Source organism: Pseudomonas sp. Pseusp88, assembly GCF_047303955.1.
Lineage (GTDB): Bacteria > Pseudomonadota > Gammaproteobacteria > Pseudomonadales > Pseudomonadaceae > Aquipseudomonas.
Window position 1 is genome coordinate 75,075 of record NZ_JBGLYM010000025.1, and the last position, 24,870, is coordinate 99,944.

Below are 24,870 nucleotides of genomic sequence, written 5' to 3' on the forward strand. Positions count from 1 at the left end.
CCTGATGGGACTGCCAAGTACACCACCGCTGACCCTGGTGCCAGCTGCAGACACCCGCACCACGGCGTCCACCTGCTGCTATTGCGGCGTCGGTTGCGGCGTATTGATCGAACACGACAACGAGAAAATCCTCGGTGTCAGCGGCGACCCGCAACATCCGGCCAACTTCGGCAAACTGTGCAGCAAGGGCGCGAGCCTGCACCTGACCGGCGACCTCAGCGCCAGGGCCCTGCAGCCGGAGTTGCGCCTGAGCAAGTCACTGGCACGCAGCGCCACCGACTGGGATACCGCCCTGGATCACGCCGCCAACGTCTTCGCCCGGACCCTCCACGAGCACGGCCCGGACAGCGTGGCCTTCTATATCTCCGGACAGTTGCTGACCGAGGACTACTACGCCTTCAACAAACTGGCGAGGACCGTGGTCGGTACCAACAATATCGACAGCAATTCGCGCCTGTGCATGTCGTCGGCAGTGGTCGGCTACAAGCGCAGCCTCGGCGCCGATGCGCCGCCGTGCAGCTATGAAGATATTGAGCTGAGCGATTGTGTGTTGATCGCCGGGAGCAATATGGCCTACGCCCATCCGGTGCTGTTTCGTCGCCTGGAGGAAGCCAAAAGCCGACGTCCCGAGATGAAAGTCATAGTGATCGACCCACGCCGCACCGATACCTGCGAGCTGGCCGACTTGCATCTGGCGATTCTGCCAGGCACCGATGTCGCCCTGTTTCACGGAATTCTTCATCTGCTTCTGTGGGAAGGCTGGATCGACCGGGACTTTATCGACACGCATACCGAAGGCTATGCCGAACTGAAAAGCCTGGTTCACGATTACCCGCCGCAAAAAGTTGCCGAGCTCTGCGGCATCCCCCTGGAACATCTGCTGACCTGCGCGCGCTGGATCGGCCAGGCACCAAGCTTTCTGTCGCTGTGGTGCATGGGTCTGAACCAGTCGACGTCCGGCAGCGCGAAAAACAGCGCCCTGATCAACCTGCATCTGGCAACCGGGCAGATCGGTCGCCCCGGCGCAGGACCTTTCTCCCTGACGGGTCAGCCCAACGCCATGGGCGGCCGTGAAACCGGCAGCCTGTCCAATCTGCTGCCGGGACATCGAGAGGTCGCCAACCCCGAGCATCGTGCGCAAGTGGCCGAGTACTGGGGCGTTCCAGAGCTGCCGAGCGCGCCCGGCCTGTCCGCCATCGAGCTGTTCGACGGCATGGCCAATGGCACAATCAAGGCCGTATGGATCGCCTGTACCAACCCGGCGCAGTCGTTGCCGGATCAGCTCAAGGTGCAACAGGCGCTGAACACCTGTCCGTTCGTGGTCTTGCAGGAAGCCTTTCACACCACCGAGACCGCACACTTTGCCGACCTGCTGCTGCCCGCCGCCAGTTGGGGCGAGAAGGAAGGCAGCGTGACCAACTCCGAGCGCCGCGTCTCTCGAGTACGCAAGGCTATTGCAGCGCCGGGCCTGGCCCGTCCCGATTGGGCCATTGCCGTGGATTTCGCCCGGCGCCTGCAAGCGCGTTTGCGCCCCGGCAGCCCTGCCCTGCTGGATTTCGACACACCCCAGGCGCTGTTCGATGAATACAAACTGCTGACCCGCGGCCGCGACCTGGATCTGAGCGGCCTCAGCTATGGGCTGATCGAGCGACGCGGGCCGCAACAATGGCCTTTCCCCGAGGGCGCGGACAACGGCACAGTGCGCCTGTATGAGGACGGTATTTTCCCGACGCCATCGGGTCGCGCGCGCTTTATCAGCGAGCCGTATCAGGCTCCCAAAGAACTGCGCGACGCGCGCTTCCCCCTGACCCTCAACACCGGCCGCCTGCGTGACCAGTGGCATGGCATGAGCCGCACCGGCACGGCTGCACAATCATTTGGCCACGTCAGCGAAGCGACCCTGAGCCTGCACCCTGATGAAATGCACCGCCATCGCTTGCAGGCCGGTGATCTGGTGCGCCTGCACAGCCGTCGCGCCAGCCTCATCGTGCCGGTCGCCGCGGATCCGGGCGTGCGCCCCGGCCAGGCCTTTCTGCCGATGCATTGGGGCGAGCGCTTCCTCAAGGGCGGAGTCAATGTGCTGACCCAACCGGCCTATGACGCCATCTCCAAGCAGCCGGAACTGAAACACTCCGGGGTGCGCCTGGAACGGATCGAACTGCCGTGGCAGATGTTCATCCTTATTGAAGGCGACGTGCAGACCCATCTGCAGAAGGTTCGCCCCCTGTGCGAGCTCTTTGCCTATGCCAGCCTGGGCCTGGTCGGACGCGAACGTCCGGCCCTGCTGATCCGTACGGCCAGCACTGAAGCGCCCACCGCTGAGTGGCTGCAACAGATCGATGAGGCACTCGGCCTGGAAAGCAGCTCGGTGATGGCCTATGACGATGGCAAGCGCGGAATCGGCAAGCGCATACGCATCGAACACGGGCGCATTACCGCCATCCGCCTGGCCGGAGAAACCGCCGCCCGGCACTGGTTGCAGGAGCTCTGGCAGGAAGGTCGCGTCGACGAATCCCTGCGCCGCTGGCTGCTGGCCCCGCTCGGCACACCACCTGGCAAGAGCAGCCAGCCAGTATCCGCCGGCAAGACCCTGTGCAACTGCAAAAACGTCAGTGAAGCCGCGGTGCTCGGCGGTATCGAACGCGGCATGGACCTGGATCAATTGAAGGGCCAACTGGGCTGCGGGACCCAATGCGGGTCCTGCGTGCCGGAAATCAAACGTCTGCTGACGGCCGCAACGCCGATCAAAGTAAGGAGTGCGTCATGAGTGCAAAAGTCTGGTTGGTCGGTGCAGGTCCCGGTGATCCCGAACTCTTGACCCTCAAGGCCGTGCGTGCCTTGAACGAAGCCGATGTGGTGCTGATTGACGATCTGGTCAACCCCGCCGTGCTGCAACATTGCCCCGATGCGCGCGTCATTGCGGTAGGCAAGCGTGGCGGTTGTCGTTCAACACCCCAGGCGTTTATCCATCGCCTGATGCTGCGCTACGTGCGGCAAAAACGCTGCGTGGTCCGACTCAAGGGCGGCGATCCGTGCATTTTCGGCCGTGGCGGCGAAGAAGCCGAGTGGCTGCGCGGCCATGGCGTCGAGGTGGAAGTGGTCAATGGCATTACTGCCGGTCTGGCCGGGGCGACCCAATGCGGAATCCCCCTGACCCTGCGCGGGATCAGCCGCGGCGTGACCCTCGTCACCGCTCACACCCAGGACGACAGCCAGCTGGACTGGCAAGCCCTGGCCCACAGCGGTACCACGCTGGTGGTCTATATGGGCGTCGCCAAACTGGGGGAAATCCGCGACAGTCTGCTGGAAGGCGGCATGGCTGCGGACACACCCGTGGCCATGATCGAGAATGCATCTCTGCCCCATCAACGTGAATGCCGCAGTTCGTTGGCAGATATGCAGCAGAACGCCATGGAGTTCAAATTGAAGAGCCCGGCGATCCTCGTGATTGGCGCGGTAGCGGCCAGCGGACAGGCGCTGTCGGCCAGCTCTCGATCTTTGATTTCTTGTGCCTGAAAGCCCTGCAAAGGGCTTTTCTATGGTGGTTTTGTGGGAGCTGTCACGGCGTCAGTGACTGGCCTGACGTCATCGCCAGCAAGCCGGCTCCTACAAAAGCCTCATTTCAATTCAGAAAGTTGCGTCGTGCTTGATGAGAGCGAATTCATTCGCGAAGAGGCGGGTACATTCGACGCATTTTTTTGCGTCTATAACATTGCCTTCGCGAATGAATTCGCTGCCGCATAATCCGTTTTCACCGTTTTTCACGGCGCAGATTCCCGAGCGGGCCCGGTTCCAACGGATTATCTGAATCGATCCAAATGCCAAATCCCAGGCAAAGAAAAGCCCGGCCTGAGCCGGGCTTTTCTGTTGAAGCGGGCTAATTACTTAGCTTGAGCTTCTACTTCAGCTTCTACGCGACGGTTAACCGCGCGGCCAGCTTCAGTTGCGTTGTCAGCCACTGGACGGGTTTCGCCGTAGCCTTTGGACTGAACGCGGTTGCCGCCAACACCGTACTGGTTGACCAGAACTTGCTTAACTGCGTCAGCACGACGCTGCGACAGTTTCTGGTTGTAAGCGTCAGGACCGACGGAGTCAGTGTGACCTTCAACAGTGGTGGTGGTCTGTGGGTACTGCTTCATGAAGTCAGCGAGGTTTTTGATGTCGCTGTAGCTGTTCGGCTTGACAACAGACTTGTCGAAGTCGAATTTCACGTCCAGCTGAACGCGAACAACTTCAGCAACAGCTGGGCAGCCGTTAGCGTCAACAGTTACGTTGGCTGGAGTGTTAGGGCACTTGTCAACGTTGTCGCAAACGCCATCGTTGTCGCTGTCGGAGCAAACGGCTGGAGCCGCTTCAACCGGTGCAGCTTCAACTTTCTTGGAGCCGCCACCGAAGTTCACACCGATACCAACGCTAGGTGCCCACTCGGTGTCACCCTGGTCGATGTTGTACTGAGCTTCAACACCAGCACGGGCATAGAAGTTTTCGGTGAAGTACAGTTTTGCACCAGCGCCAACGTTGGCGAAGGTGGAACGGTTACGACCGCCGCTGCCATTCTGGCCAATGCTTTGGTCGGAGAAACCGGCCGAGACGTATGGACGCAGCATGTCGCCTGGTTTGTTGAAGTGGTACAGAGCATCCAGGGCGGTGTCTGCGCCTTTGATGTTACGGCCGTCATCGCTACGGACGTTGTGCACTTCGTCGTAGCCCAAACGCAGCTCAACGTCGTCAGTCAGGAAGTAGCCAACCGAACCGCCGAACAGGTTGCCGTTATTTTTGAAGTTACGGGCGCTGTCGTACTGTTCTTTCTTGGCGAAGCCTTCGATCTCGACTGCGCCTTGGCCTTGAGCCAGAGCGCCGAACGATGTCGCGGCAACAATAGTACCAATGGCCAAGCCCAAGGTGTTTTTCAGTTTCATCCGTTAAATCCCCATCTGGTGATTGTGAAGCAGTCCCGCATACCGGGGGACAACTCATCGGCAAGTCTAACAGATTTGCCTGCTCGTTAGAGATCTTTGCTCCGAGTTAAGTTTCGGTAATGCCTGCAAATTTCTCACGTAATTTATCAAGTGCTCGTTTGTAGCGCATTTTCGTGGCACTCAGGCCCATGTGCATTATGTCTGCGATCTCCTGAAATTCCAGCTCTGCGACAAAACGCAGCACCAGAATTTCCCGATCGATCGGGTTCACATGCACAAGCCAGCGATCGAGCCCGCCCTTCTCTTCAGGTTTTGGCGTCTTGTCTTCCGACGCTTCCTCAAGAGGGTCCAGACTCAAAGCGTCCATCAACCTACGCTTTCGCCGTTCCTTTCTGTACTGGGTGATGCATTCATTATACGTAATGCTGTAGAGCCAGGTTTTGAACTTCGATTTACCTTCGAAATTCTTCAAGCCATACAACACCTTAAGCATCACTTCCTGACAGACATCATCAGCATCGCGATCGTTCCCCAAATATCGTGCGCAAACGTTAAAAAGGGTTCGCTGATAGCGACGCATCAATTCTTCGTAAGCCCGCGTCACGTGAAAAAGTTCAACGTGCGAGCGCGCCACCAACTCCTCATCAGAGAGTTCGCGGGGGTCATAGCGCATCGATAGCGGTTGGGGGTTATTCAAAACAAGTCGTGCCGACAGTCAGGTCATTGGCCGCCACGGCGCGGATTTGCGACTATTCGTGGCGGCATAGCTTAACAGGTTAGCGGCCTATCGGCTGCTCACTTGTTGATCAAGAAGAATACGGTTGGACAATGACACAAGTTCGCCGTCATCTGTCAGCAGTGTGGTTTTCACCGTACCGATTTCTTCAATCTGCCCTTCGACCCCTCCCACACGCACATGTTGCCCAACCTGATACAACTCCCGCACATAAATCCCGGCCAGTATCTGGCTCGCCAGTTCGCGGCTGCCCAGGCCCATGGCCAGAGCAACAGCCAGACCAACGGTCAGCAACGCGATGACGATCACATGGTTGAGCAGGTCAGTCTTGACCTCCAACTGACTGATCGCCACTGAAATACTGATGATAATGACCAAACCCTGAGCGATACGCCCCAGGCCAGCCGAGTAGTCAAGGCCTACACCCTCGGCGGCACCGCGCACCAAGCCATTGGCCAATTGTGCCAGCAGTACGCCCACCAGTAACACCAGGGCCGCGCCGAATACCTTCGGCAGATACAGCGCCAGCATGTCAAGGGTGGCGGAAACCCGCTCCAGGCCCAGCGATTCGGCAGCTGATACCAGGAAAATAAGCAGCACGAACCAGTAGATGATCTTGCCGATCAGGGTCGATATCGGCACCTGCACACCGGCGCGGCTGATCAGTTTGGTCAGCCCGGTACCGCCCATCAGGCGATCCAGGCCCAACTTGGCCAGCAGCTTGGACAGCAAGGTGTCGAGCAGCTTGGCCACGACGAATCCCAGCAGCACCACGACGAGGGCACCGAAGAGATTGGGGATGAAGTTTGCGACTTTGGTCCACAACGCAGTCATTGCGGCAACCAGGCTCTGTGTCCAGAGATTCAATTCCATATTCACTCAGCCTTATCGACAGGGCGGTTGTTCTGTTTACGGCGGGAAACCGGAGCGATATGCGCCGAACCATTGTTCAGGGCAATCATCATGGCCTGGGACCAGCGGCCCAGCAGGCTGAACAGCACGCCAGCACCGACCTGACGGTTGGCGGTCTTGAGAACCCGACCCAGACACGCATCGTCATCCCGGCTGGAGGATGACGAGTTGAGCATGTCACGCAGTGATTCTTCGAACGGATCGTGCATAGGCACCTCACGCAATGTCACTGGGAGACGTGGCCGATTTGAGGCGAGTCACAAATGAGTCATCCGGTAACGCATAAAAAATGTAACCGTCATACCCAGCGCAACTTTCTAAACAGCCACCATTGCCCCAGCGCCACAGCCACCATCATCAGGCAGGCAACCAGAAAACCATACGGGCTGCCCGATCCGGGAATACCGCCGACGTTGATACCCAAAAGGCCGGTGAGGAAGCTCATCGGCAGAAAAATCCCGGTCACTACGCCGAAGCGGTACATGGTCCGGCTCATACGCTCGCTCAAACGCCGATCCTCGGACTCCAGCACCAACCCTACACGCTCGCGGGTCAGCTCCAGTTCTTCAAGGTAGCGGGTCAGGCTGTTGTTAAGCTCGTTCCAATAATCACCGTCGTCGGCGACGAACCAGGGCAACTTGCAGCGCGTCAGTTGACCGTAGATATCCCGCTGCGGAGCGAGAAAACGCCGCAGACCGGCCGCACGACGGCGGATATGCAGCATTTTGCCGTGATCCGGCTCATACCGCTCGTCGGCATCGATCCTTTCTTCTTCATCGTCTATGGATTCAGTCAAGTCAGAGACCAAAGCCTGGACCTTGTCGGTCAGGTACTGCGCCAGGTAAAGAATCAGCTCGGAGGCGGTTTTCGGCCCCTTGCCCTCGTTGAATTTCTCGATCAACTCATCAGTGGCACGCAACGGGCGCAGACGCAGGGAAATGACCCGCTGCGCTGCGGCGAAGATCCGCACCGAGACCATGTCTTCCGGTTCGGCACCGGGATTGAGATTGACCCCGCGCAGGAACAGCAGCAGCTCTTCATCAGGCAGCGACAGCATGCGTGGCCGGGTGTTCTCTTCCAGCAGCAGGTCACAGGCGAATTCGCTCAGGCCACTGGCACCACGCAACCAGGTGTGGGTTTGCGGATGGCTGCGATCCCAATGCAGCCAGACACTTTCGTGCGACTGCAATTGCAGGGTTTGCAGATCGGTACGAGCAATGAAACGCGCCCCGCCTTTGCCGTCCAGTACCAACGCATGGACCAGTCCCCATTGCGCGTTTGTTTCGTCAAGCATTCAGAGTTCGCTTATTCCGGCATTGTCAAAGGCGATGGTGAAACGATGACGCCATTATTGTCTGCGTAGACATATTCGCCCGGACGGAAGGTAACTCCCGCGAAGGTCACCGCCACGTTCAGATCACCGATGCCGCGCTTGTCGGTCTTCATCGGGTGCGTGGCAAGGGCCTGGACCCCCAGGTCGGTCTGGGCGATGACATCGACGTCACGAATGCAACCGTAGATCACCATGCCTTCCCAGCCATTGTGCGCAGCCTTCTCCGCCAGCAGGTCGCCCAACAGGGCGCGGCGCAGGGAACCGCCGCCGTCGACCACGAGCACCTTGCCCTTGCCGTCGAGCGCCACCTGATCGCGGATCAGAGAGTTGTCTTCGAAGCATTTGATCGTGACGATTTCACCGCCAAAGGAATCGCGGCCACCAAAGTTGCTGAACATGGGTTCGAGCACCTGGACCAGTTCCGGGTAGGCGTCGCACAGATCGGGCGTGATGTAATGCATGGTTAACTCCTGTCAGGTGAAGATCGCAGGGACAGACTAGTCTAGCGCGATCAAGTTGAACGGTGCCTGTCCGACAGTAGCCAGAAAATGGTTACATTTGTGACCAAAACTGCCTGACTCGTCACATCTTAGCCGCTGCCGTCTCGCAGCGGAATCATTCAAACGTCTTAACCTGCCGCAACCTCTGCCTCAGGCAATGCGTCCTCGACCACCATCGAACGCTCACTCAACCATTCGGCCACCAGTGGCCAGACCTCGGTCTGCGCAGATTTGCTGACCAGCATCTGCACATGGCCGAAGTCCTCGCTGAAGCCGTGTTCGCGCCCCAGGCAGATGAATTTGCGCTCGGTGGAACCGATCTGCTCGAACAACTTGCGGCAGGCCCACTCCGGGTCCTGCTCATCACCCGCTGCCGCCACTGCCAGGACCGGTACCTCGACGTCCTTCAGGCCTGCCCACCAGTTGCTGTGGGCATCGCCGAAACGACCGAACAGGCCATGCCAGCGCATGCTTTCCAGCACCAGGCCGACCGGTTCATCTTCCGGGCCACGCTTGAAACGCGGGCCGGAAATATGCTCGAAGGCCTTGAGCAGCAGGCGACCCGACCACTCCACCGGCGGGACCTTCAGTGGCCAGTAAGTGCGGCTGACCTGGCTGCCGAACAACGCCACGGAAGCCGCTCCCGGCGCGCCCAGATATTGCCCGCCCAGCGCCGCAGCCAGGGTGGTGCCGCCCAGGGAGTGGCCGATCCAGTGCGGGATCTGCCCGCTCTGTTCACGCACAAAGGCGGCGATGGCCGGCAGGTCGTAACGTGCGTAGTCCGCTACACGGTTGGCGCGATACGCCTGGTTGCGCGCCGACAGGCCATGGCCGCGCATCTCCGGGATCCACACATCGAACCCGGCCCGGGCCAGATAGGCGCCCAGGCCGATGCCTTTGGGTGAATACCAGAAGCGCCGATTGGAAAAGCTGCCGTGCAGCAGGATGACCGGCACGCCGCGCTGATCGGGGTGTTCGAACAGCCCCAGACGCGTGACCGCCAGCTCGACGCTGTAATCCGGACTGTTGGCGGGTTTGAGGCGATACACGTCCTCGATCAGGTCGCCGCAACGTTCGGCGCTGATCAAGGCCACGGGAAAAAGAGTGCTGCTGCTTTGCATATTGCTCTTGTTGTACCAAGAAGGTCGCTCAAAAGCGCCCCTGCGAAAAAAGACCGACCCACGCAGGCTGCAAAAGCCTGGGCGGGTCGGCGACTTACGGTGTTGCGCTATCAGGCCGGAGCTTGACCTTCAGCCAGGAAGAACCAGGTTTCCAGTACGGAATCGGGGTTCAGGGAAACGCTTTCGATGCCCTGATCCATCAGCCAGCGCGCCAGATCCGGGTGATCGGAAGGCCCCTGACCGCAGATACCGATGTACTTGCCAGCCTTGTTGCACGCCTGGATGGCATTGGCCAGCAACTTCTTGACCGCAGGGTTACGCTCGTCGAACAGGTGGGCGATGATCCCCGAGTCCCGGTCCAGGCCCAGAGTCAGCTGGGTCAGGTCGTTGGAGCCGATGGAGAAACCGTCGAAGAATTCGAGGAATTCTTCAGCCAGGATCGCGTTGGATGGCAGTTCGCACATCATGATGATGCGCAGGCCGTTTTCGCCGCGCTTGAGGCCGTTTTCGGCCAGCAGATCGATGACCTGGCTGGCTTCGCCAAGGGTACGCACGAACGGCACCATGATTTCGACGTTGGTCAGGCCCATGTCGTTACGCACCCGCTTGAGGGCGCGGCACTCGAGTTCGAAGCAGTCGCGGAAGCTTTCGCTGATGTAACGCGAAGCACCGCGGAAGCCCAGCATCGGGTTCTCTTCTTCCGGCTCGTACAGCTTGCCGCCGATGAGGTTGGCGTATTCGTTGGACTTGAAGTCCGACAGACGCACGATGACCTTCTTCGGTGTGAACGCAGCGGCCAGGGTACTGATGCCCTCGACCAGCTTCTCGACGTAGAAACCGACCGGATCGTCGTAACCGGCGATGCGCTTGTCGACGCTTTCCTTGATTTCCAGTGGCAGGTTCGGATAGTTCAGCAGTGCCTTGGGGTGCACGCCGATCATGCGGTTGATGATGAACTCCAGACGCGCAAGGCCGACACCGGCGTTGGGCAATTGGGCGAAGTCGAAAGCCCGGTCCGGGTTGCCGACGTTCATCATGATCTTGAACGGCAGGTCAGGCATGGCATCGACCGAGTTGGTCTTGATGTCGAAGCCCAGCTCGCCTTCGAAGATGTAACCGGTATCGCCTTCGGCACAGGAAACGGTTACTCCCTGCCCATCCACCAGGGTCTGGGTGGCGTTGCCGCAACCGACCACGGCCGGAATCCCCAGCTCACGGGCGATGATCGCCGCGTGGCAGGTACGGCCGCCACGGTTGGTGACGATGGCACTGGCACGTTTCATGACCGGTTCCCAGTCCGGGTCGGTCATGTCGGAGACCAGCACGTCGCCTGGCTGGACCTTGTCCATTTCGGACACGTCCTTGATGATGCGGACCTTGCCGGCGCCGATGCGCTGGCCGATGGCACGGCCTTCGACCAGTACCGTGCCCTTTTCCTTGAGCAGGTAGCGTTCCATGACGTTGGCCGAAGAACGGCTCTTCACGGTCTCGGGACGCGCCTGGACGATGTACAGCTTGCCGTCGTCACCGTCCTTGGCCCACTCGATGTCCATCGGCGCCTTGTAATGCTTCTCGATGATCATCGCCTGCTTGGCCAGCTCGCTGACTTCAGCATCGCTGAGGCAGAAACGCGCGCGCTCGGCGGCATCGACGTCGACGGTCTTGACCGAACGACCGGCCTTGGCCTCGTCGCCGTAGATCATTTTGATCGCCTTGCTGCCCAGGTTACGGCGCAGGATCGCCGGACGACCGGCTTCCAGAGTGCCCTTGTGAACGTAGAACTCGTCCGGGTTGACGGCGCCCTGGACTACGGTTTCACCCAGGCCATAGGCGCCGGTGATGAACACCACGTCACGGAAGCCCGACTCGGTGTCGAGGGTGAACATCACGCCCGCCGTACCGGTTTCGGAGCGCACCATGCGCTGCACGCCGGCGGACAAGGCCACCAGCTTGTGGTCGAAGCCCTGGTGCACGCGGTAGGAAATGGCGCGGTCGTTGAACAGGGAAGCGAAGACTTCCTTGGCCGCACGGATGACGTTATCGACGCCGCGGATGTTCAGGAAGGTTTCCTGCTGACCGGCAAAGGAAGCATCAGGCAGGTCTTCAGCAGTGGCGGAAGAACGCACGGCAACGGCGATATCCGGGTTGCCGGCCGACAGCTCGGCGAAGGCGGTACGGATTTCGGCATTGAGCCGCTCGGGGAACTCGGCTTCCATGATCCACTGACGAATCTGCGCACCGGTCTTGGCCAGGGCGTTGACGTCGTCGACATCAAGAGCATCCAGGGCAGCGTGGATCTGGTCGTTCAGACCGCTCTGCTCCAGAAAATCACGGTAGGCCTGAGCTGTAGTGGCGAAGCCACCAGGGACCGAAACGCCAGCGCCTGCAAGGTTACTGATCATTTCGCCGAGGGATGCGTTCTTGCCTCCCACGTGCTCCACATCATGGACGCCGAGCTTATCGAGGGAAACTACGTACTCTACCAAGGTGATCTCTCCACTTAACTGTGTATGTTGTTGGGAAAAGCTCAAATTGCCGAACCGTTGTGCATCACGGCCCTGCAGGTGTGTGGCCCGGACCCTGGAAATAAGCAAGAATGCCCACTATCCAGGCCCGCAAGCGCGCCTATGATAGCCAACATTCGCCAACAGCTTAAGGCCCGAGCACAAATGAAACGATCTGCTTTCTTTATCTCCGACGGCACCGGCATCACTGCCGAAACCCTGGGCCAGAGCCTGTTGGCACAATTTGAAAACATCACGTTCAACAAGTTCACGAGGCCGTACATCGACAGCGTCGAAAAAGCGCGGGCGATGGTACAACAAATCAACAGCGCCGCCGACAGGGACGATGTGCGTCCGATCATTTTCGACACCATCGTCAACCAGGAAATACGCGAGATCCTGGCCACCTCGAACGGCTTCATGATCGACATCTTCTCGACCTTCCTGGCGCCGCTGGAGCAGGAGCTTAGTTCACACTCCTCCTATTCGGTGGGCAAATCCCACTCCATCGGTCACAACTCCAACTACATGGAGCGCATCGAAGCGGTGAACTTCGCCCTGGACAACGACGACGGCGCACGCACTCACTACTACGACAAGGCCGACATCATCCTCGTCGGTGTCTCACGCTGCGGCAAGACCCCTACCTGTCTATACATGGCCATGCAATTCGGCATCCGCGCGGCCAACTACCCGCTGACTGAAGACGATATGGAAAGCCTGCAACTGCCCGCTGCGCTCAAGACCCACCGTAGCAAACTGTTCGGCCTGACCATTGATCCAGATCGCCTGACCGCCATTCGCCACGAACGCAAGCCCAACAGCCGCTACTCCAGCTATGCCCAGTGCGAATTCGAAGTCCGGGAGGTGGAAAACCTGTTCCGCCGTGAGAACATTCCCAACATCAACTCCACGCATTACTCGGTGGAAGAGATATCGGCGAAGGTGCTGGTCGAGAAAGGGGTGGAGCGCCGATTCAAGTAATAATCTGCGTCGTCAAAACCGATGACAGCGGATTGTGTGGGAGCGAACTCATCGCGAATGCGGTGTTTCTGGCGATAAAAATGCGTCGATTGTACCGGCCTCTTCGCGAATGAATTCGCTCCCACAACTCCCACCTAAGCCGCTCCAAGCTTAAAACGGCACCCGCACCCACCCTTCCATCAGTATCCGCGCGCTGCGGCTCATTACCGCCTTGAGCACTTTCCATTCGCCATTGACCTGATCGGCCTGGGCTCCGACCCGCAGGGTGCCCGAGGGGTGACCGAAGCGTACGGCGCTGCGCTCACCGCCGCCTGCCGCGAGGTTGACCAGGGTGCCAGGGATCGCCGCTGCGGTGCCGATGGCCACGGCTGCGGTGCCCATCATGGCATGATGCAGTTTGCCCATGGATACCGCCCGGACCAGGAGATCGGCGCCCTCCACCGACTTGCCACTGGACGATACGTACTGCCGTGGCGGCGCGACAAAGGCGACCTTGGGCGTGTGCTGGCGGGTGGACGCTTCATCCAGGTGTTTGATCAGGCCCATGCGCAGGGCCCCATGGGCACGGATGGTTTCCAGCATGGCCAGAGCCTTGCTGTCACCGTTTATATCGCCCTGCAACTCGGCGCCGGTGTAGCCGATATCGGCGGCGTTGATGAAGATGGTCGGGATCCCGGCATTGATCATCGTCGCCTTGAGCGTGCCGACGCCGGGCACTTCCAGGTCATCCACCAGTTGCCCGGTGGGGAACATCGAACCGCCCGCGCCCTCTTCATCGGCGGCCGGATCCATAAACTCCAGTTGCACCTCCGCTGCCGGGAAGGTCACGCCGTCCAGTTCGAAGTCACCGGTTTCCTGTACCGCGCCGTTGGTGATCGGCACGTGGGCAATGATGGTCTTGCCGATATTGGCCTGCCAGATGCGCACCACGGCGACGCCATTCTGCGGAATACGACTGGCATCCACCAGGCCCTGGCTGATAGCGAAAGGTCCGACGGCTGCCGAAAGGTTGCCGCAATTGCCGCTCCAGTCAACGAACGGCTTATCGATGGAGACCTGGCCAAACAGGTAATCGACGTCGTGGTTGGCCTTGATGCTTTTCGAGATGATCACGGTCTTGCTGGTGCTGGAGGTGGCCGCCCCCATGCCGTCGATCTGCTTTTCATAAGGATCGGGGCTGCCGATGACCCGCAGCAACAAGGCATCGCGCTCCGGGCCGGGGACCTGGGCGGATTCGGGCAAGTCTTGCAGGCTGAAAAACACGCCCTTGCTGGTGCCGCCGCGCATGTAGGTGGCGGGGATCTTGATTTGTGCCGGAAAAGCCATGGGAATCTTGTCCTTTTAAAAGGATGAATATGCCGCATGCTCGCGCGGCAAACACGGAACCTGTAGGAGCTGCCGAAGGCTGCGAACCAATTTGCCTGATACACCGCTTTCGCAGCCTTCGGCAGCTCCTACAGATCCCATTCCAATTCAGATACGGAGTATTAAACCGCCACTGACGACTCCAGGAAATCCTGGGCAAAGCGCTGCAACACGCCACCCGCCTCGTAGATCGACACTTCCTCGGCCGTATCCAGGCGGCAGGTCACTGGCACTTCCAGGCGTTCGCCGTCCTTGCGATTGATCACCAGGGTCAAGGTCGCGCGGGGCGTCGGCTTGCCGATCACGTCGTAGGTTTCGCTGCCGTCAATGCCCAGAGTCAGGCGGTTGACGCCCGGCTTGAACTCCAGGGGCAACACGCCCATGCCGACCAGGTTAGTGCGGTGGATGCGCTCGAAGCCTTCGGCGGCAATGGCCTCGACCCCGGCCAGACGCACACCCTTGGCCGCCCAGTCACGGGACGAGCCTTGCCCGTAGTCAGCACCGGCAATGATGATCAGCGGCTGCTTGCGCGACATGTAGGTTTCGATGGCTTCCCACATGCGCGTGACCGTGCCTTCCGGCTCGATGCGGGTCAGGGAGCCTTTTTTCACCTGACCATCGACCACCGCCATTTCGTTGACCAGTTGCGGGTTGGCAAAGGTCGCCCGCTGGGCGGTCAGGTGGTCGCCGCGGTGAGTCGCGTAGGAGTTGAAGTCCTCCTCCGGCAGGCCCATTTTCGCCAGATATTCGCCGGCGGCGCTGTTCAGCATGATGGCGTTGGACGGCGACAGATGATCGGTGGTGATGTTGTCCGGCAGCACCGCCAGCGGCCGCATGCCCTTGAGCGTGCGCTCCCCGGCAAGGGCACCTTCCCAGTAGGGCGGACGGCGGATATAGGTGCTCATCGGCCGCCAGTCGTACAGCGGCGGCACCGCAGGCCCGGCCTCCTGGATGGCGAACATCGGGATATACACCTGACGGAACTGCTCCGGCTTGACCGACGCCTTGACCACCGCATCGATTTCTTCGTCGCTGGGCCAGATGTCCTTGAGGCGGATTTCCTTCCCATCGACTACGGCCAACACATCCTTCTCGATATCGAAACGGATGGTTCCGGCAATGGCGTAGGCCACTACCAACGGCGGTGAGGCAAGGAACGCCTGCTTGGCGTAGGGATGGATACGCCCGTCGAAGTTACGGTTACCCGACAACACCGCCGTGGCGTACAGGTCGCGGTCGATGATTTCCTTCTGGATCAAAGGGTCCAGGGCGCCGGACATGCCATTGCAGGTGGTGCAGGCAAAGGCCACGACGCCAAAGCCCAGTTGCTCAAGCTCTGAAGTCAGACCGGCTTCGTCCAGATACAGCGCCACGGTCTTGGAACCCGGCGCCAGGGACGATTTGACCCATGGCTTGCGGGTCAGCCCCAGGCGGTTGGCATTGCGCGCCAGCAGACCGGCGGCAATCACGTTGCGCGGGTTGCTGGTATTGGTGCAACTGGTGATGGCGGCAATGATCACCGCACCGTCAGGCATTTGCCCCGGTATGTCCTGCCACTGCCCGGCAATGCCCTTGGCCGTCAGATCGCTGGTGGCGACCCGCGCGTGGGGGTTGGACGGGCCGGCCATATTGCGCACCACGCTGGACAGATCGAAGCTCAGTACGCGCTCGTACTCGGCGCCTTTCAAACTGTCAGACCACAGCCCGGTTTCCCTGGCATACAGCTCGACCAGGGCGACCTGCTCGTCTTCGCGGCCGGTGAGCTTGAGGTAGTCGATGGTCTGCGAATCGATAGAGAACATCGCCGCCGTGGCGCCGTATTCCGGGGCCATATTGGAAATGGTCGCACGGTCGCCAAGGGTCAGGCTCGACGCACCTGCGCCGTAGAACTCCAGCCAGGCCCCCACCACTTTCTGTTTGCGCAGGAACTCGGTCAGGGCCAGGACCACGTCCGTGGCAGTAATGCCAGGCTGACGCTGGCCGGTGAGTTCGACACCGATAATGTCCGGCAGGCGCATCCAGGAGGCCCGGCCGAGCATAACGTTCTCGGCTTCCAGGCCGCCGACGCCAATGGCGATCACACCCAGCGCATCGACGTGCGGAGTATGGCTGTCGGTACCGACCAGCGTATCGGGAAAGGCCACGCCTTCACGGACCTGCACCACCGGCGACATTTTCTCCAGGTTGATCTGGTGCATGATGCCGTTGCCGGGGGGGATCACTTCGACGTTCTTGAACGCCAATTTGGTCCAGTCAATGAAGTGGAAACGGTCTTCGTTACGCCGGTCTTCGATGGCGCGGTTCTTGGCGAAGGCATCCGGATCGAAACCGCCGCACTCCACCGCCAGGGAGTGGTCGACGATCAATTGCACCGGCACCACCGGGTTGACCTGGGCCGGATCGCCACCGCGCTCGGCAATGGCATCGCGCAGGCCGGCCAGGTCGACCAGGGCGGTCTGGCCGAGGATGTCATGGCAGACCACCCGGGCCGGGAACCACGGGAAGTCCAGGTCACGCTTGCGCTCGATCAACTGACTCAGGGACGCCTTGAGCGTCGCTGGATCGCAACGGCGGACCAGGTTTTCCGCCAATACCCGGGAGGTGTACGGCAGAGTGGCATAGGCCCCCGGCTGGATGGCCTCGACTGCCGCGCGGGCGTCGAAGTAATCCAGGTGGGTGCCGGGTAGCAGCTTGCGGTATTCAGAATTCATGGCACAGGGCTCGATCACGGTAGTGGCAGAGGATGGATGGGGAGCGCCGTGGTTCGCAGCGCCTCCCCTCCCCCGGTCAGCGACGTTCGATGGGCACGAACTTGCGCTGTTCGACGCCGATGTATTCGGCGCTTGGACGAATGATGCGGTTATTGGCACGTTGCTCGAAGACGTGGGCGGCCCAGCCGGTCAGGCGCGAACAGACGAAGATCGGCGTGAACAGCTTGGTCGGGATACCCATGAAGTGGTACGCCGAGGCGTGATAGAAGTCGGCGTTGGGAAACAGTTTTTTCTGCTCCCACATGGTCTTGTCGATAGCTTCGGAAACCGGGAACAGCACGGTATCCCCCACTTCGTCGGCGAGTTTTTTCGACCAGCCCTTGATCACCTCGTTGCGCGGATCGGAGTCTTTGTAGATCGCATGACCGAAGCCCATGATCTTGTCCTTGCGCTCGAGCATGCCAAGGGTGCCCTTGACCGCTTCTTCGGCCGAGCTGAAGCGCTCGATCATGGCCATGGCAGCCTCGTTGGCGCCGCCATGCAGCGGGCCACGCAGGCTGCCGATGGCGGCGGTGATGCAGGAGAACAGGTCCGACAGGGTCGAAGCGCAGACCCGCGCCGTGAAAGTCGAGGCGTTGAATTCGTGCTCGGCGTAGAGGATCAGCGACACGTCCATAACCTTGGCGTGCAGCTCGCTGGGCTTCTTGTCCAGCAGCAGATGCAGGAAGTGCGCGCCAATGGACGGCTCGTCGGTCACGCACTCGATGCGCTTGCCTTCGTGGCTGAAGCGATACCAGTAGCACATGATCGCCGGGAACGCCGCCAACAGACGGTTGGTCGCGGCCAGCTGCTGGCTGAAATCCTCTTCGGGCTCCAGATTGCCGAGCATCGACGCACCGGTACGCATGACATCCATGGGATGGGCGCTGGCCGGAATCCGCTCCAGTACTTCCTTCAAAGCTTGCGGCAGGTCACGCAGCCCCTGGAGTTCGTGCAGGTAGGCATCCAGCTGGGCCTGGCTCGGCAGATCGCCATATAACAGCAGGTAGGCGACTTCTTCGAAACGCGCTTCGGCGGCCAACTCACGGACGTCGTAGCCACGATAAGTCAATCCGGCACCGGCCTGTCCCACGGTGGACAACGCCGTCTGCCCGGCGACCTGGCCACGCAGGCCGGCGCCGCTTAATACTTTTGCTTCTGCCATTGCTGTCTCCAATCTTGAATTTGTTAGGGAATCGGCAATTCATTTTTCTGGAACTGTGGTAGCAAATTCAGTGGGAGCGGATTTATTCACGAAAGGCCGGTACATCCGACACATATCTGCCATCTGAAATACCGCTTTCGCGAATGAATTCGCTCCCACAGACGATCCTCGTAATGCGTCGCACCGACCTGCTTCAGGACTTTTTCTGCGCAAACAGCGCATCAAGCTTCTGCTCGAAGGTGTGGTAATCGATGGCGTCGTACAGCTCCATGCGGGTCTGCATGGTGTCGATCACATTCTTTTGCGAGCCATCGCGGCGGATCGCACCGTAGACGTTTTCCGCTGCCTTGTTCATGGCGCGGAACGCCGACAGCGGGTACAGCACCAGGGACACGTCGGCGCTGCGCAGTTCGTCAACGGTATACAGCGGCGTGGCGCCGAACTCAGTGATATTGGCCAGGATCGGCGCGCGTACCCGGGCGGCGAACAGCTTGTACATGTCCAGCTCGGTGATGGCTTCGGGGAAGACCATATCGGCACCGGCCTCGATGCAGGCTTCGGCCCGTTCCAGCGCCGACTCCAGACCTTCCACCGCCAGGGCATCGGTGCGCGCCATGATCACGAAGCTGTCATCGGTACGGGCATCCACGGCCGCTTTGATGCGGTCGACCATTTCCTGCTGGGAGACGATTTCCTTGTTGGGACGATGGCCACAACGCTTGGCGCCGACCTGATCCTCGATGTGAATCGCTGCCGCGCCGAACTTGACCATCGAACGGACCGTACGCGCCACGTTGAATGCCGACGAGCCAAAGCCGGTGTCGACATCCACCAGCAGCGGCAGATCGCAGACATCGGTAATCCGCCGGACATCGGTCAGGACGTCGTCGAGACCGGTAATGCCCAGATCCGGCACGCCGAGGGAACCGGCCGCCACGCCGCCACCGGACAGGTAGATCGCCTTGAAGCCGGCACGCTTGGCCAGCAGAGCGTGGTTGGCATTGATTGCGCCGACGACTTGCAGGGGCTGTTCGCTGGCGACGGCGTCGCGAAAACGCTGGCCGGGAGTGCTTCTGGTCATTTTTCACCTCGGTCTGGAGCAGCCTGGTAATGCCGCTCGATATTGCGTTTGGAGGCGCCGATATGGCGGCGCATCAACAATTCGGCGAGTTCGCCATCACGGTCGGAGATGGCGTCGAGAATGCGGTGGTGTTCGGCAAAGGCCTGGTGCGGGCGGTTGGGCGTGCTGGAGAACTGGATGCGGTACATGCGCACCAGTTGGTACAGCTCGCCGCAGAGCATCTGGCTCAGGGTGCGGTTGCCGCTGCCCTGGATGATCCGATAGTGAAAGTCGAAATCGCCTTCCTGCTGGTAATAGCCAACCCCGGCCTGGAATGCCGCGTCGCGCTCGTGGGTATCGAGGACCCGGCGTAATTCGTCGATTTCTTCCACGGTCATGCGCTCGGCTGCCAGGCGACAGGCCATGCCTTCCAGGGATTCGCGGATTTCGTAGAGTTCGATCAACTCGGCATGGCTCAGGGACACCACTCGGGCGCCGACATGGGGGATCCGCACCAGCAGGCGCTGCCCCTCCAGACGATGGATTGCTTCACGCAAGGGCCCACGGCTGATGCCGTAGGTACGCGCCAGCTCCGGTTCGGAAATCTTGCTGCCGGGGGCGATCTCACCCTTGACGATGGCCGCCTGGATACGCCGGAAGACGTTTTCGGAAAGGGTCTCCGACTCGTCATGGCCGTTTAACGGGCTTTCTACCTCACCCAGCATATTGTCGACACCTTTCAAATCAATACCGACAAATCTAGCCATAACACTTAAATCAGTCAAAGAAAAAATCTACATTGTCGACAATCGTCTAATCCCGATGCTTTTCAGGAGAAACTTTTATAAACACTTGCCCACCTCTGAAAACTGGCGGCCCGGCACCTTCATGCTAGAATCCGGCCCGCTTCGATCGAGCCAAATGGACGGTACATCCGATCACTATCGGGGGCTGCGCCCCTCACCGCGCCAGGATCTATGAGACTCAGAACCCCCTCTTCGCTGCTACTCCTGTTATTGCTGGCCAGCACAGGAGAAGCCGCCGACAAGACCGTTTACGGCCTGAACGAATACGCAGAACTCGCCGATATCGACCTGCAGGTTGCCGCCAAACTCGACACCGGGGCCCATACCGCCTCCCTCAGCGCCCGGGATATCACCCACTTCACCCGTGATGGCGAAGGCTGGGTGCGCTTCTACCTGGCCATCGACGACGCCCACCAGCATCCGATCGAACGCCCGTTGCAACGCCTGAGCAAGATCAAGCGCCGGGCCGACGACTACAGCCCCGATGACGAGAAAAAGTACAGCGCCCGGCCGGTGATCAGCCTGGATGTGTGCATGGGTAAAGTTTTACGCACCCTGGAAGTGAACTTGACCGACCGAAGTGCATTCCAATACCCGCTTTTGATTGGCTCCGAGGCGCTCAAGCGCTTCGACGCCCTGGTCGATCCCAGCCTGAAATATTCAAAGGGCAAACCGAGCTGCCCTCCTGTTGCCAGGCCCAAAGAGTAAATCCATGCGTTCTCTCAACCTGCATCTGAAAATCCTGATTGCCGTCCTGGTGACCCTGGGCATTGCCATCACGGCTTATCAGATCGTCGCGCTGGGCATCCCGGTGACCGAAGACGAAACCGACGACCTGTGGAATATCGACGCCAAGGTCGAGTTCGTTGCCAGCGCCAAGGATCCGGTCAAGGTCCAGATGTTCGTGCCGCCCCTGGCCCGGGATTACATCAGCCTCAACGAAAGCTTTATCTCCAATAACTACGGGGTCAGCGTCAACCGCATCGACGGCAATCGCAAGGTGACCTGGTCGGCCCGGCGCGCCAGTGGCAATCAGACGCTTTATTACCGTCTGGTCCTGACCAAGCGCTACAACGGCGACAAGCCGCGCACCAAGGGCCCGATCTTCCGCGACAGCATGGTGATCGACGGTCCCGAGAAAATCGCCGCCGAAGCCTTGCTTGCCCCCATCCGTCAGCACTCGGCAGACGTCGAGACCTTCATCGGCGAAGCCATCAAGCGGGTCAACACACTCAGCGACGACAACGTCAAGCTGCTGCTGGCCGGGGACACTTCGACCCCAAACAAGGCGCGAGTGACCGAGCTGCTGCTGTCCATCGCCCATGTGCCGCTGGAAAAGGTCCACACCATCCGCCTGATCGCCGACCAGCCCCAGACGCCGGAGCTCTGGCTGCGCAGCTTCAATGGCAAGGACTGGCTGTACTTCAACCCGGATACCGGCGCCCAGGGCCTGCCCGAGGATCGTCTGCTGTGGTGGACCGGCGATGAAAACCTGATCACCGTTGAAGGCGGCAAGAAAGCCACGGTCAATTTCAGCCTCAATAACAGCGAAATGAACGCCATCCGCCTGGCCAAGCTGACCGACGAAAACTCCGACGCCGACTTCCTCTCCTATTCACTCTATGGCCTGCCGCTGCAAACCCAGCAGACCTTCATGATCATGGTGATGATCCCCATCGGCGTGCTGGTGATCCTGATCCTGCGCAATCTGATCGGCCTGCAGACCCTCGGTACCTTCACGCCGGTGCTGATCGCCCTGGCGTTCCGCGAGACCCAGCTGGGCTTCGGTATCGTGCTGTTCACCCTGATCACCGCCCTGGGCCTGTCGCTGCGCTCGTACCTGGAACATCTCAAGTTACAGATGCTGCCGCGTCTGTCGGTGGTGCTGACTTTTGTCGTGGTGCTGATTGCCGCCATCAGCCTGTTCAGTCACAAACTGGGCCTGGAACGGGGCCTGTCCGTGGCGCTGTTCCCCATGGTGATCCTGACCATGACCATCGAACGCCTGTCCATCACCTGGGAAGAACGCGGCGCCAGCCATGCCATGAAAGTCGCCATCGGCACCCTGTTCGCCGCATCCCTGGCGCACCTGATCATGAGCGTGCCGGAGCTAACCTACTTCGTCTTCACCTTCCCGGCCGTGCTGCTGATCCTGGTCGGCTTCATGCTGGCCATGGGTCGTTATCGCGGCTACCGCCTCACCGAACTGATGCGCTTCAAGGCCTTCATCAAGGAGGATGAACACAAATGATCGGCTGGTGGAAGACCTGGAAGGCGCTGGAAGCCAAAGGCATCATGGGCATCAACCGGCGTAACGCCGACTACGTGCTCAAATACAACAAGCGCAGCCTGTACCCCATTGTCGACGACAAGATCACCACCAAGCTGCGTGCCATTCAGGCCGGAATCCGCGTGCCGCAGATGTACGGGGTGATCTCTACGGAAAAGGAGATCGATCGCCTTGACCAGATCATCGACGGCCGCAACGATTTCGTGATCAAGCCGGCCATGGGCGCGGGCGGTGATGGCATCCTGGTTATTGCTGATCGTTTCGAAGAGCGCTTTCGCACCATTTCCGGACGCATCGTCAGCCACGGCGAAATCGAGCACCAGATCTCCAGCATCCTCACCGGCCTGTATTCCCTGGGCGGCCACCGCGACCGCGCGCTGATCGAATACCGTGTCACCCCCGACCCGATCTTCAAGAGCATCAGCTACGAAGGCGTACCGGATATCCGCGTCATCGTGCTGATGGGCTACCCGGTCATGGCCATGCTGCGCCTGCCAACCCGCCAGTCCAACGGCAAGGCCAACCTGCACCAGGGCGCCATCGGCGTTGGTGTCGACCTGGCGACCGGCATCACCCTGCAAGGCACCTGGCTGAACAACATCATCAGCAAGCACCCGGATACCGCCCAGACTGTGGACGGCGTGCAACTGCCCGACTGGAACGGTTTCATGCGACTGGCAGCCGAATGCCATGAGCTGTGCGGCCTGGGTTATATCGGCGTCGACATGGTGTTGGATCAGGAGAAAGGCCCGTTGATCCTCGAACTCAACGCCCGCCCCGGCCTGAATATCCAGATCGCCAATGACTGCGGCCTGACCCACAGGACCCAGGCGGTGGAAGCGCGGTTGGCGCAGTTGGCTCTGGAAGGGCGCACGGAAAACCCTGAAGAGCGGGTCAGGTTTGTGCAAGAGTTGTTTGGGCATGTGCCCCATGTCAATTCCGACACAGCGGTTTGAGTTGAAACAAGAACCAACATTTCCCGATCCCACCCAAGCGGACTACAATCGCCACCCGCGCTCCGCTGACCGATTTTTCCTCCATGCCGATCTGCTCTGTCCATTCGCTGCCCTATCACAGCAACCCCGTCGACTATTTCTCCCGAGTGCGCCATGCGCCGGGCGCGGTGCTGCTCGACAGTGGCCGGCCGACTGCTGAACGCGGGCGCTACGACCTGCTCAGCGCCTGGCCGCAGCAGCAACTGAGTGTCGACAATGACGAGAGCGGCGCCGACTTTCTCCAACACCTGCGTCAGAGCCTTGCGCAACTGGGCGAGGCACAATTGCCCGAACACTGCGAACTGCCTTTCGCCGGTGGCCTGATCGGTTACCTGAGCTATGACTTCGGTCGGCGCCTGGAACCGCTGCCGAACAAGGCCGTGGATGACCTGCGACTGCCGCAGGCGCGGCTGGGGCTGTATGCCTGGGCGTTGATCAGCGATCACCAAAATGGCACGTCGCAACTGGTGTTTCACCCCAGCCTTGCTGAAACCGAGCGGCAGCGTCTGCTGACGCTATTCAATGCAGCTGCACCCGTTGATCAAGCCCGCTTCAAACTCGACGGCCCATTCCAGACCAGTATCAGCGCCGACGACTACCGTGTGGCCTTCGAGCGGATCCAGGCCTATATCCAGGCCGGCGACTGCTACCAGGTCAACCTTACGCAACGCTTCCAGGCCCGCTGCCAGGGCGATCCCTGGGCCGCCTATTGCACGTTGCGCGTGGCGTGCCCTACGCCCTTCTCCGGCTATATGGCGTTGGAAGGTGACAATGCCGTGCTGAGCCTTTCCCCCGAGCGTTTCGTCAAAGTCAGCCAGCGCCAGGTCGAGACCCGGCCGATCAAAGGCACCCGTCCTCGTGGCCGTGATGCTGGCGAAGACGCTGCTTACGCCGCCGAATTGCTGGCCAGCGCCAAGGACCGTGCGGAAAACCTGATGATCGTCGACCTGCTGCGCAACGATCTGGGCCGCAGCTGCCGCATCGGCTCGGTAAAAGTGCCGGAGCTGTTCAGCCTGGAGAGCTACCCCAACGTGCATCACCTGGTCAGCAGCGTGACCGGCGAGCTGGCCGCCGATCACGACGCCCTGGACCTGATCGCCGGCAGTTTCCCCGGCGGCTCCATCACCGGTGCGCCGAAAATCCGCGCAATGCAGATCATCGACGAACTGGAACCCAGCCGCCGCGCCTTGTATTGCGGATCGTTGATCTATCTGGATGTGCGCGGCGAGATGGACAGCTCCATCGCCATCCGCAGCCTGCTGATCAAGGACGGTCAGGTATCCTGCTGGGGCGGCGGCGGCATCGTCGCCGACTCGGACTGCGAGGCCGAGTATCAGGAATCGTTTACCAAGGTACGGATACTGCTGGAAACCCTGCAACGCCTTTGACTGTAGGAGCGAGGCTTGCCCGCGAATGCCGCGACTCGGGGG

At 60.3% G+C, this 24,870-nt stretch carries 20 protein-coding genes; 7 read left to right on the top strand and 13 right to left on the bottom strand.

Annotated features, from left to right (window positions below; translation table 11 throughout):
* Positions 1–4: 4 nt before the first annotated feature.
* Together ACCD02_RS24810 and cobA are read left to right on the top strand one after the other, a co-directional pair.
* Positions 5–2,767 (top strand): molybdopterin-dependent oxidoreductase, encoded by a 2,763-nt coding sequence (locus tag ACCD02_RS24810; RefSeq protein ID WP_413307914.1) that lies wholly within the window; start codon positions 5–7, stop codon positions 2,765–2,767.
* Complete coding sequence (gene cobA / locus ACCD02_RS24815) at positions 2,764–3,516, top strand: uroporphyrinogen-III C-methyltransferase (protein ID WP_413307917.1); 753 nt, start codon at positions 2,764–2,766, stop codon at positions 3,514–3,516. The genes ACCD02_RS24810 and cobA overlap by 4 nt, the downstream gene beginning before the upstream one ends.
* A gap of 365 nt (positions 3,517–3,881) precedes the next feature.
* Here the strand turns inward: cobA and ACCD02_RS24820 are convergent, their stop codons facing one another.
* The 8 genes from ACCD02_RS24820 to ppsA all read right to left on the bottom strand — a co-directional run bounded on the left by ACCD02_RS24820 (position 3,882) and on the right by ppsA (position 12,007).
* Positions 3,882–4,919, bottom strand: coding sequence for an OmpA family protein (locus ACCD02_RS24820; RefSeq protein ID WP_413307920.1), 1,038 nt, complete (start codon positions 4,917–4,919; stop codon positions 3,882–3,884).
* 106 nt (positions 4,920–5,025) lie between these two features.
* Positions 5,026–5,616, bottom strand: a complete 591-nt coding sequence (sigX, locus tag ACCD02_RS24825; protein WP_259100202.1) for an RNA polymerase sigma factor SigX — start codon at positions 5,614–5,616, stop codon at positions 5,026–5,028.
* Between the two features lie 87 nt (positions 5,617–5,703).
* Positions 5,704–6,528 (bottom strand): mechanosensitive ion channel family protein, encoded by an 825-nt coding sequence (locus ACCD02_RS24830; protein ID WP_259100205.1) that lies wholly within the window; start codon positions 6,526–6,528, stop codon positions 5,704–5,706.
* 2 nt (positions 6,529–6,530) lie between these two features.
* The gene (locus tag ACCD02_RS24835; protein ID WP_259100208.1) at positions 6,531–6,776 is read right to left on the bottom strand and encodes a CrfX protein; all 246 of its coding nucleotides are present in this window, start codon (positions 6,774–6,776) and stop codon (positions 6,531–6,533) included.
* 89 nt (positions 6,777–6,865) lie between these two features.
* Positions 6,866–7,861: a zinc transporter ZntB gene (locus ACCD02_RS24840; RefSeq protein ID WP_413307924.1), complete on the bottom strand. Its 996-nt coding sequence runs from the start codon at positions 7,859–7,861 to the stop codon at positions 6,866–6,868.
* 11 nt (positions 7,862–7,872) lie between these two features.
* Positions 7,873–8,361, bottom strand: a complete 489-nt coding sequence (gene rraA, locus ACCD02_RS24845; RefSeq protein WP_259100214.1) for a ribonuclease E activity regulator RraA — start codon at positions 8,359–8,361, stop codon at positions 7,873–7,875.
* 167 nt (positions 8,362–8,528) lie between these two features.
* On the bottom strand, positions 8,529–9,521 hold the full coding sequence (locus ACCD02_RS24850) for an alpha/beta fold hydrolase (protein WP_413307927.1): 993 nt from the start codon (positions 9,519–9,521) through the stop codon (positions 8,529–8,531).
* A gap of 110 nt (positions 9,522–9,631) precedes the next feature.
* Positions 9,632–12,007 (bottom strand): phosphoenolpyruvate synthase, encoded by a 2,376-nt coding sequence (gene ppsA / locus ACCD02_RS24855; RefSeq protein ID WP_413307930.1) that lies wholly within the window; start codon positions 12,005–12,007, stop codon positions 9,632–9,634.
* A 183-nt stretch (positions 12,008–12,190) separates the two neighbouring features.
* Here ppsA and ACCD02_RS24860 point away from each other — a divergent pair, with 183 nt between their 5' ends.
* Complete coding sequence (locus ACCD02_RS24860) at positions 12,191–13,009, top strand: pyruvate, water dikinase regulatory protein (protein ID WP_413307933.1); 819 nt, start codon at positions 12,191–12,193, stop codon at positions 13,007–13,009.
* 150 nt (positions 13,010–13,159) lie between these two features.
* Here the strand turns inward: ACCD02_RS24860 and prpF are convergent, their stop codons facing one another.
* The 5 genes from prpF to ACCD02_RS24885 all read right to left on the bottom strand — a co-directional run bounded on the left by prpF (position 13,160) and on the right by ACCD02_RS24885 (position 20,074).
* Positions 13,160–14,335 carry a 2-methylaconitate cis-trans isomerase PrpF gene (gene prpF / locus ACCD02_RS24865; protein ID WP_413307935.1) on the bottom strand — a complete coding sequence of 392 codons (1,176 nt, stop codon included), beginning with the start codon at positions 14,333–14,335 and terminating at the stop codon, positions 13,160–13,162.
* A 161-nt stretch (positions 14,336–14,496) separates the two neighbouring features.
* Entirely contained in the window at positions 14,497–17,085 is a 2,589-nt protein-coding gene (acnD, locus tag ACCD02_RS24870) for a Fe/S-dependent 2-methylisocitrate dehydratase AcnD (protein WP_413307938.1), read from the bottom strand.
* 76 nt (positions 17,086–17,161) lie between these two features.
* The gene (gene prpC / locus ACCD02_RS24875) at positions 17,162–18,289 is read right to left on the bottom strand and encodes a 2-methylcitrate synthase (protein WP_413307941.1); all 1,128 of its coding nucleotides are present in this window, start codon (positions 18,287–18,289) and stop codon (positions 17,162–17,164) included.
* Positions 18,290–18,482: 193 nt separating this feature from the next.
* Complete coding sequence (gene prpB, locus ACCD02_RS24880) at positions 18,483–19,370, bottom strand: methylisocitrate lyase (protein WP_413307944.1); 888 nt, start codon at positions 19,368–19,370, stop codon at positions 18,483–18,485.
* Positions 19,367–20,074, bottom strand: coding sequence for a GntR family transcriptional regulator (locus ACCD02_RS24885; RefSeq protein WP_413307946.1), 708 nt, complete (start codon positions 20,072–20,074; stop codon positions 19,367–19,369). Before ACCD02_RS24885 ends, prpB begins: the two co-directional genes overlap by 4 nt.
* Before the next feature lie 252 nt (positions 20,075–20,326).
* Between ACCD02_RS24885 and ACCD02_RS24890 the strand changes: the two genes are divergently transcribed.
* The 4 genes from ACCD02_RS24890 to pabB all read left to right on the top strand — a co-directional run bounded on the left by ACCD02_RS24890 (position 20,327) and on the right by pabB (position 24,828).
* On the top strand, positions 20,327–20,863 hold the full coding sequence (locus ACCD02_RS24890; protein WP_413307949.1) for an ATP-dependent zinc protease: 537 nt from the start codon (positions 20,327–20,329) through the stop codon (positions 20,861–20,863).
* A gap of 4 nt (positions 20,864–20,867) precedes the next feature.
* The gene (locus ACCD02_RS24895; RefSeq protein ID WP_413307952.1) at positions 20,868–22,406 is read left to right on the top strand and encodes an inactive transglutaminase family protein; all 1,539 of its coding nucleotides are present in this window, start codon (positions 20,868–20,870) and stop codon (positions 22,404–22,406) included.
* Complete coding sequence (locus ACCD02_RS24900; protein ID WP_413307954.1) at positions 22,403–23,401, top strand: alpha-L-glutamate ligase-like protein; 999 nt, start codon at positions 22,403–22,405, stop codon at positions 23,399–23,401. The genes ACCD02_RS24895 and ACCD02_RS24900 overlap by 4 nt, the downstream gene beginning before the upstream one ends.
* Before the next feature lie 83 nt (positions 23,402–23,484).
* Positions 23,485–24,828, top strand: coding sequence for an aminodeoxychorismate synthase component I (gene pabB / locus ACCD02_RS24905; protein WP_413307956.1), 1,344 nt, complete (start codon positions 23,485–23,487; stop codon positions 24,826–24,828).
* The last annotated feature ends 42 nt before the right edge of the window (positions 24,829–24,870 follow it).

Bases quoted from the DNA above. Each gene is read 5' to 3' on its own strand.
- ACCD02_RS24840 (WP_413307924.1), bottom strand. From the start codon at position 7,861: ATGCTTGACGAAACAAACGCGCAATGGGGACTGGTCCATGCGTTGGTA.
- ACCD02_RS24830 (WP_259100205.1), bottom strand. From the start codon at position 6,528: ATGGAATTGAATCTCTGGACACAGAGCCTGGTTGCCGCAATGACTGCG.
- ACCD02_RS24850 (WP_413307927.1), bottom strand. From the start codon at position 9,521: ATGCAAAGCAGCAGCACTCTTTTTCCCGTGGCCTTGATCAGCGCCGAA.
- ACCD02_RS24835 (WP_259100208.1), bottom strand. From the start codon at position 6,776: ATGCACGATCCGTTCGAAGAATCACTGCGTGACATGCTCAACTCGTCA.
- ACCD02_RS24890 (WP_413307949.1), top strand. From the start codon at position 20,327: ATGAGACTCAGAACCCCCTCTTCGCTGCTACTCCTGTTATTGCTGGCC.
- acnD (WP_413307938.1), bottom strand. From the start codon at position 17,085: ATGAATTCTGAATACCGCAAGCTGCTACCCGGCACCCACCTGGATTAC.
- prpC (WP_413307941.1), bottom strand. From the start codon at position 18,289: ATGGCAGAAGCAAAAGTATTAAGCGGCGCCGGCCTGCGTGGCCAGGTC.
- ACCD02_RS24820 (WP_413307920.1), bottom strand. From the start codon at position 4,919: ATGAAACTGAAAAACACCTTGGGCTTGGCCATTGGTACTATTGTTGCC.
- ACCD02_RS24885 (WP_413307946.1), bottom strand. From the start codon at position 20,074: ATGCTGGGTGAGGTAGAAAGCCCGTTAAACGGCCATGACGAGTCGGAG.
- ACCD02_RS24810 (WP_413307914.1), top strand. From the start codon at position 5: ATGGGACTGCCAAGTACACCACCGCTGACCCTGGTGCCAGCTGCAGAC.
- rraA (WP_259100214.1), bottom strand. From the start codon at position 8,361: ATGCATTACATCACGCCCGATCTGTGCGACGCCTACCCGGAACTGGTC.
- ACCD02_RS24895 (WP_413307952.1), top strand. From the start codon at position 20,868: ATGCGTTCTCTCAACCTGCATCTGAAAATCCTGATTGCCGTCCTGGTG.
- cobA (WP_413307917.1), top strand. From the start codon at position 2,764: ATGAGTGCAAAAGTCTGGTTGGTCGGTGCAGGTCCCGGTGATCCCGAA.
- prpB (WP_413307944.1), bottom strand. From the start codon at position 19,370: ATGACCAGAAGCACTCCCGGCCAGCGTTTTCGCGACGCCGTCGCCAGC.
- prpF (WP_413307935.1), bottom strand. From the start codon at position 14,335: ATGGCTTTTCCGGCACAAATCAAGATCCCCGCCACCTACATGCGCGGC.
- pabB (WP_413307956.1), top strand. From the start codon at position 23,485: ATGCCGATCTGCTCTGTCCATTCGCTGCCCTATCACAGCAACCCCGTC.
- ACCD02_RS24900 (WP_413307954.1), top strand. From the start codon at position 22,403: ATGATCGGCTGGTGGAAGACCTGGAAGGCGCTGGAAGCCAAAGGCATC.
- ACCD02_RS24860 (WP_413307933.1), top strand. From the start codon at position 12,191: ATGAAACGATCTGCTTTCTTTATCTCCGACGGCACCGGCATCACTGCC.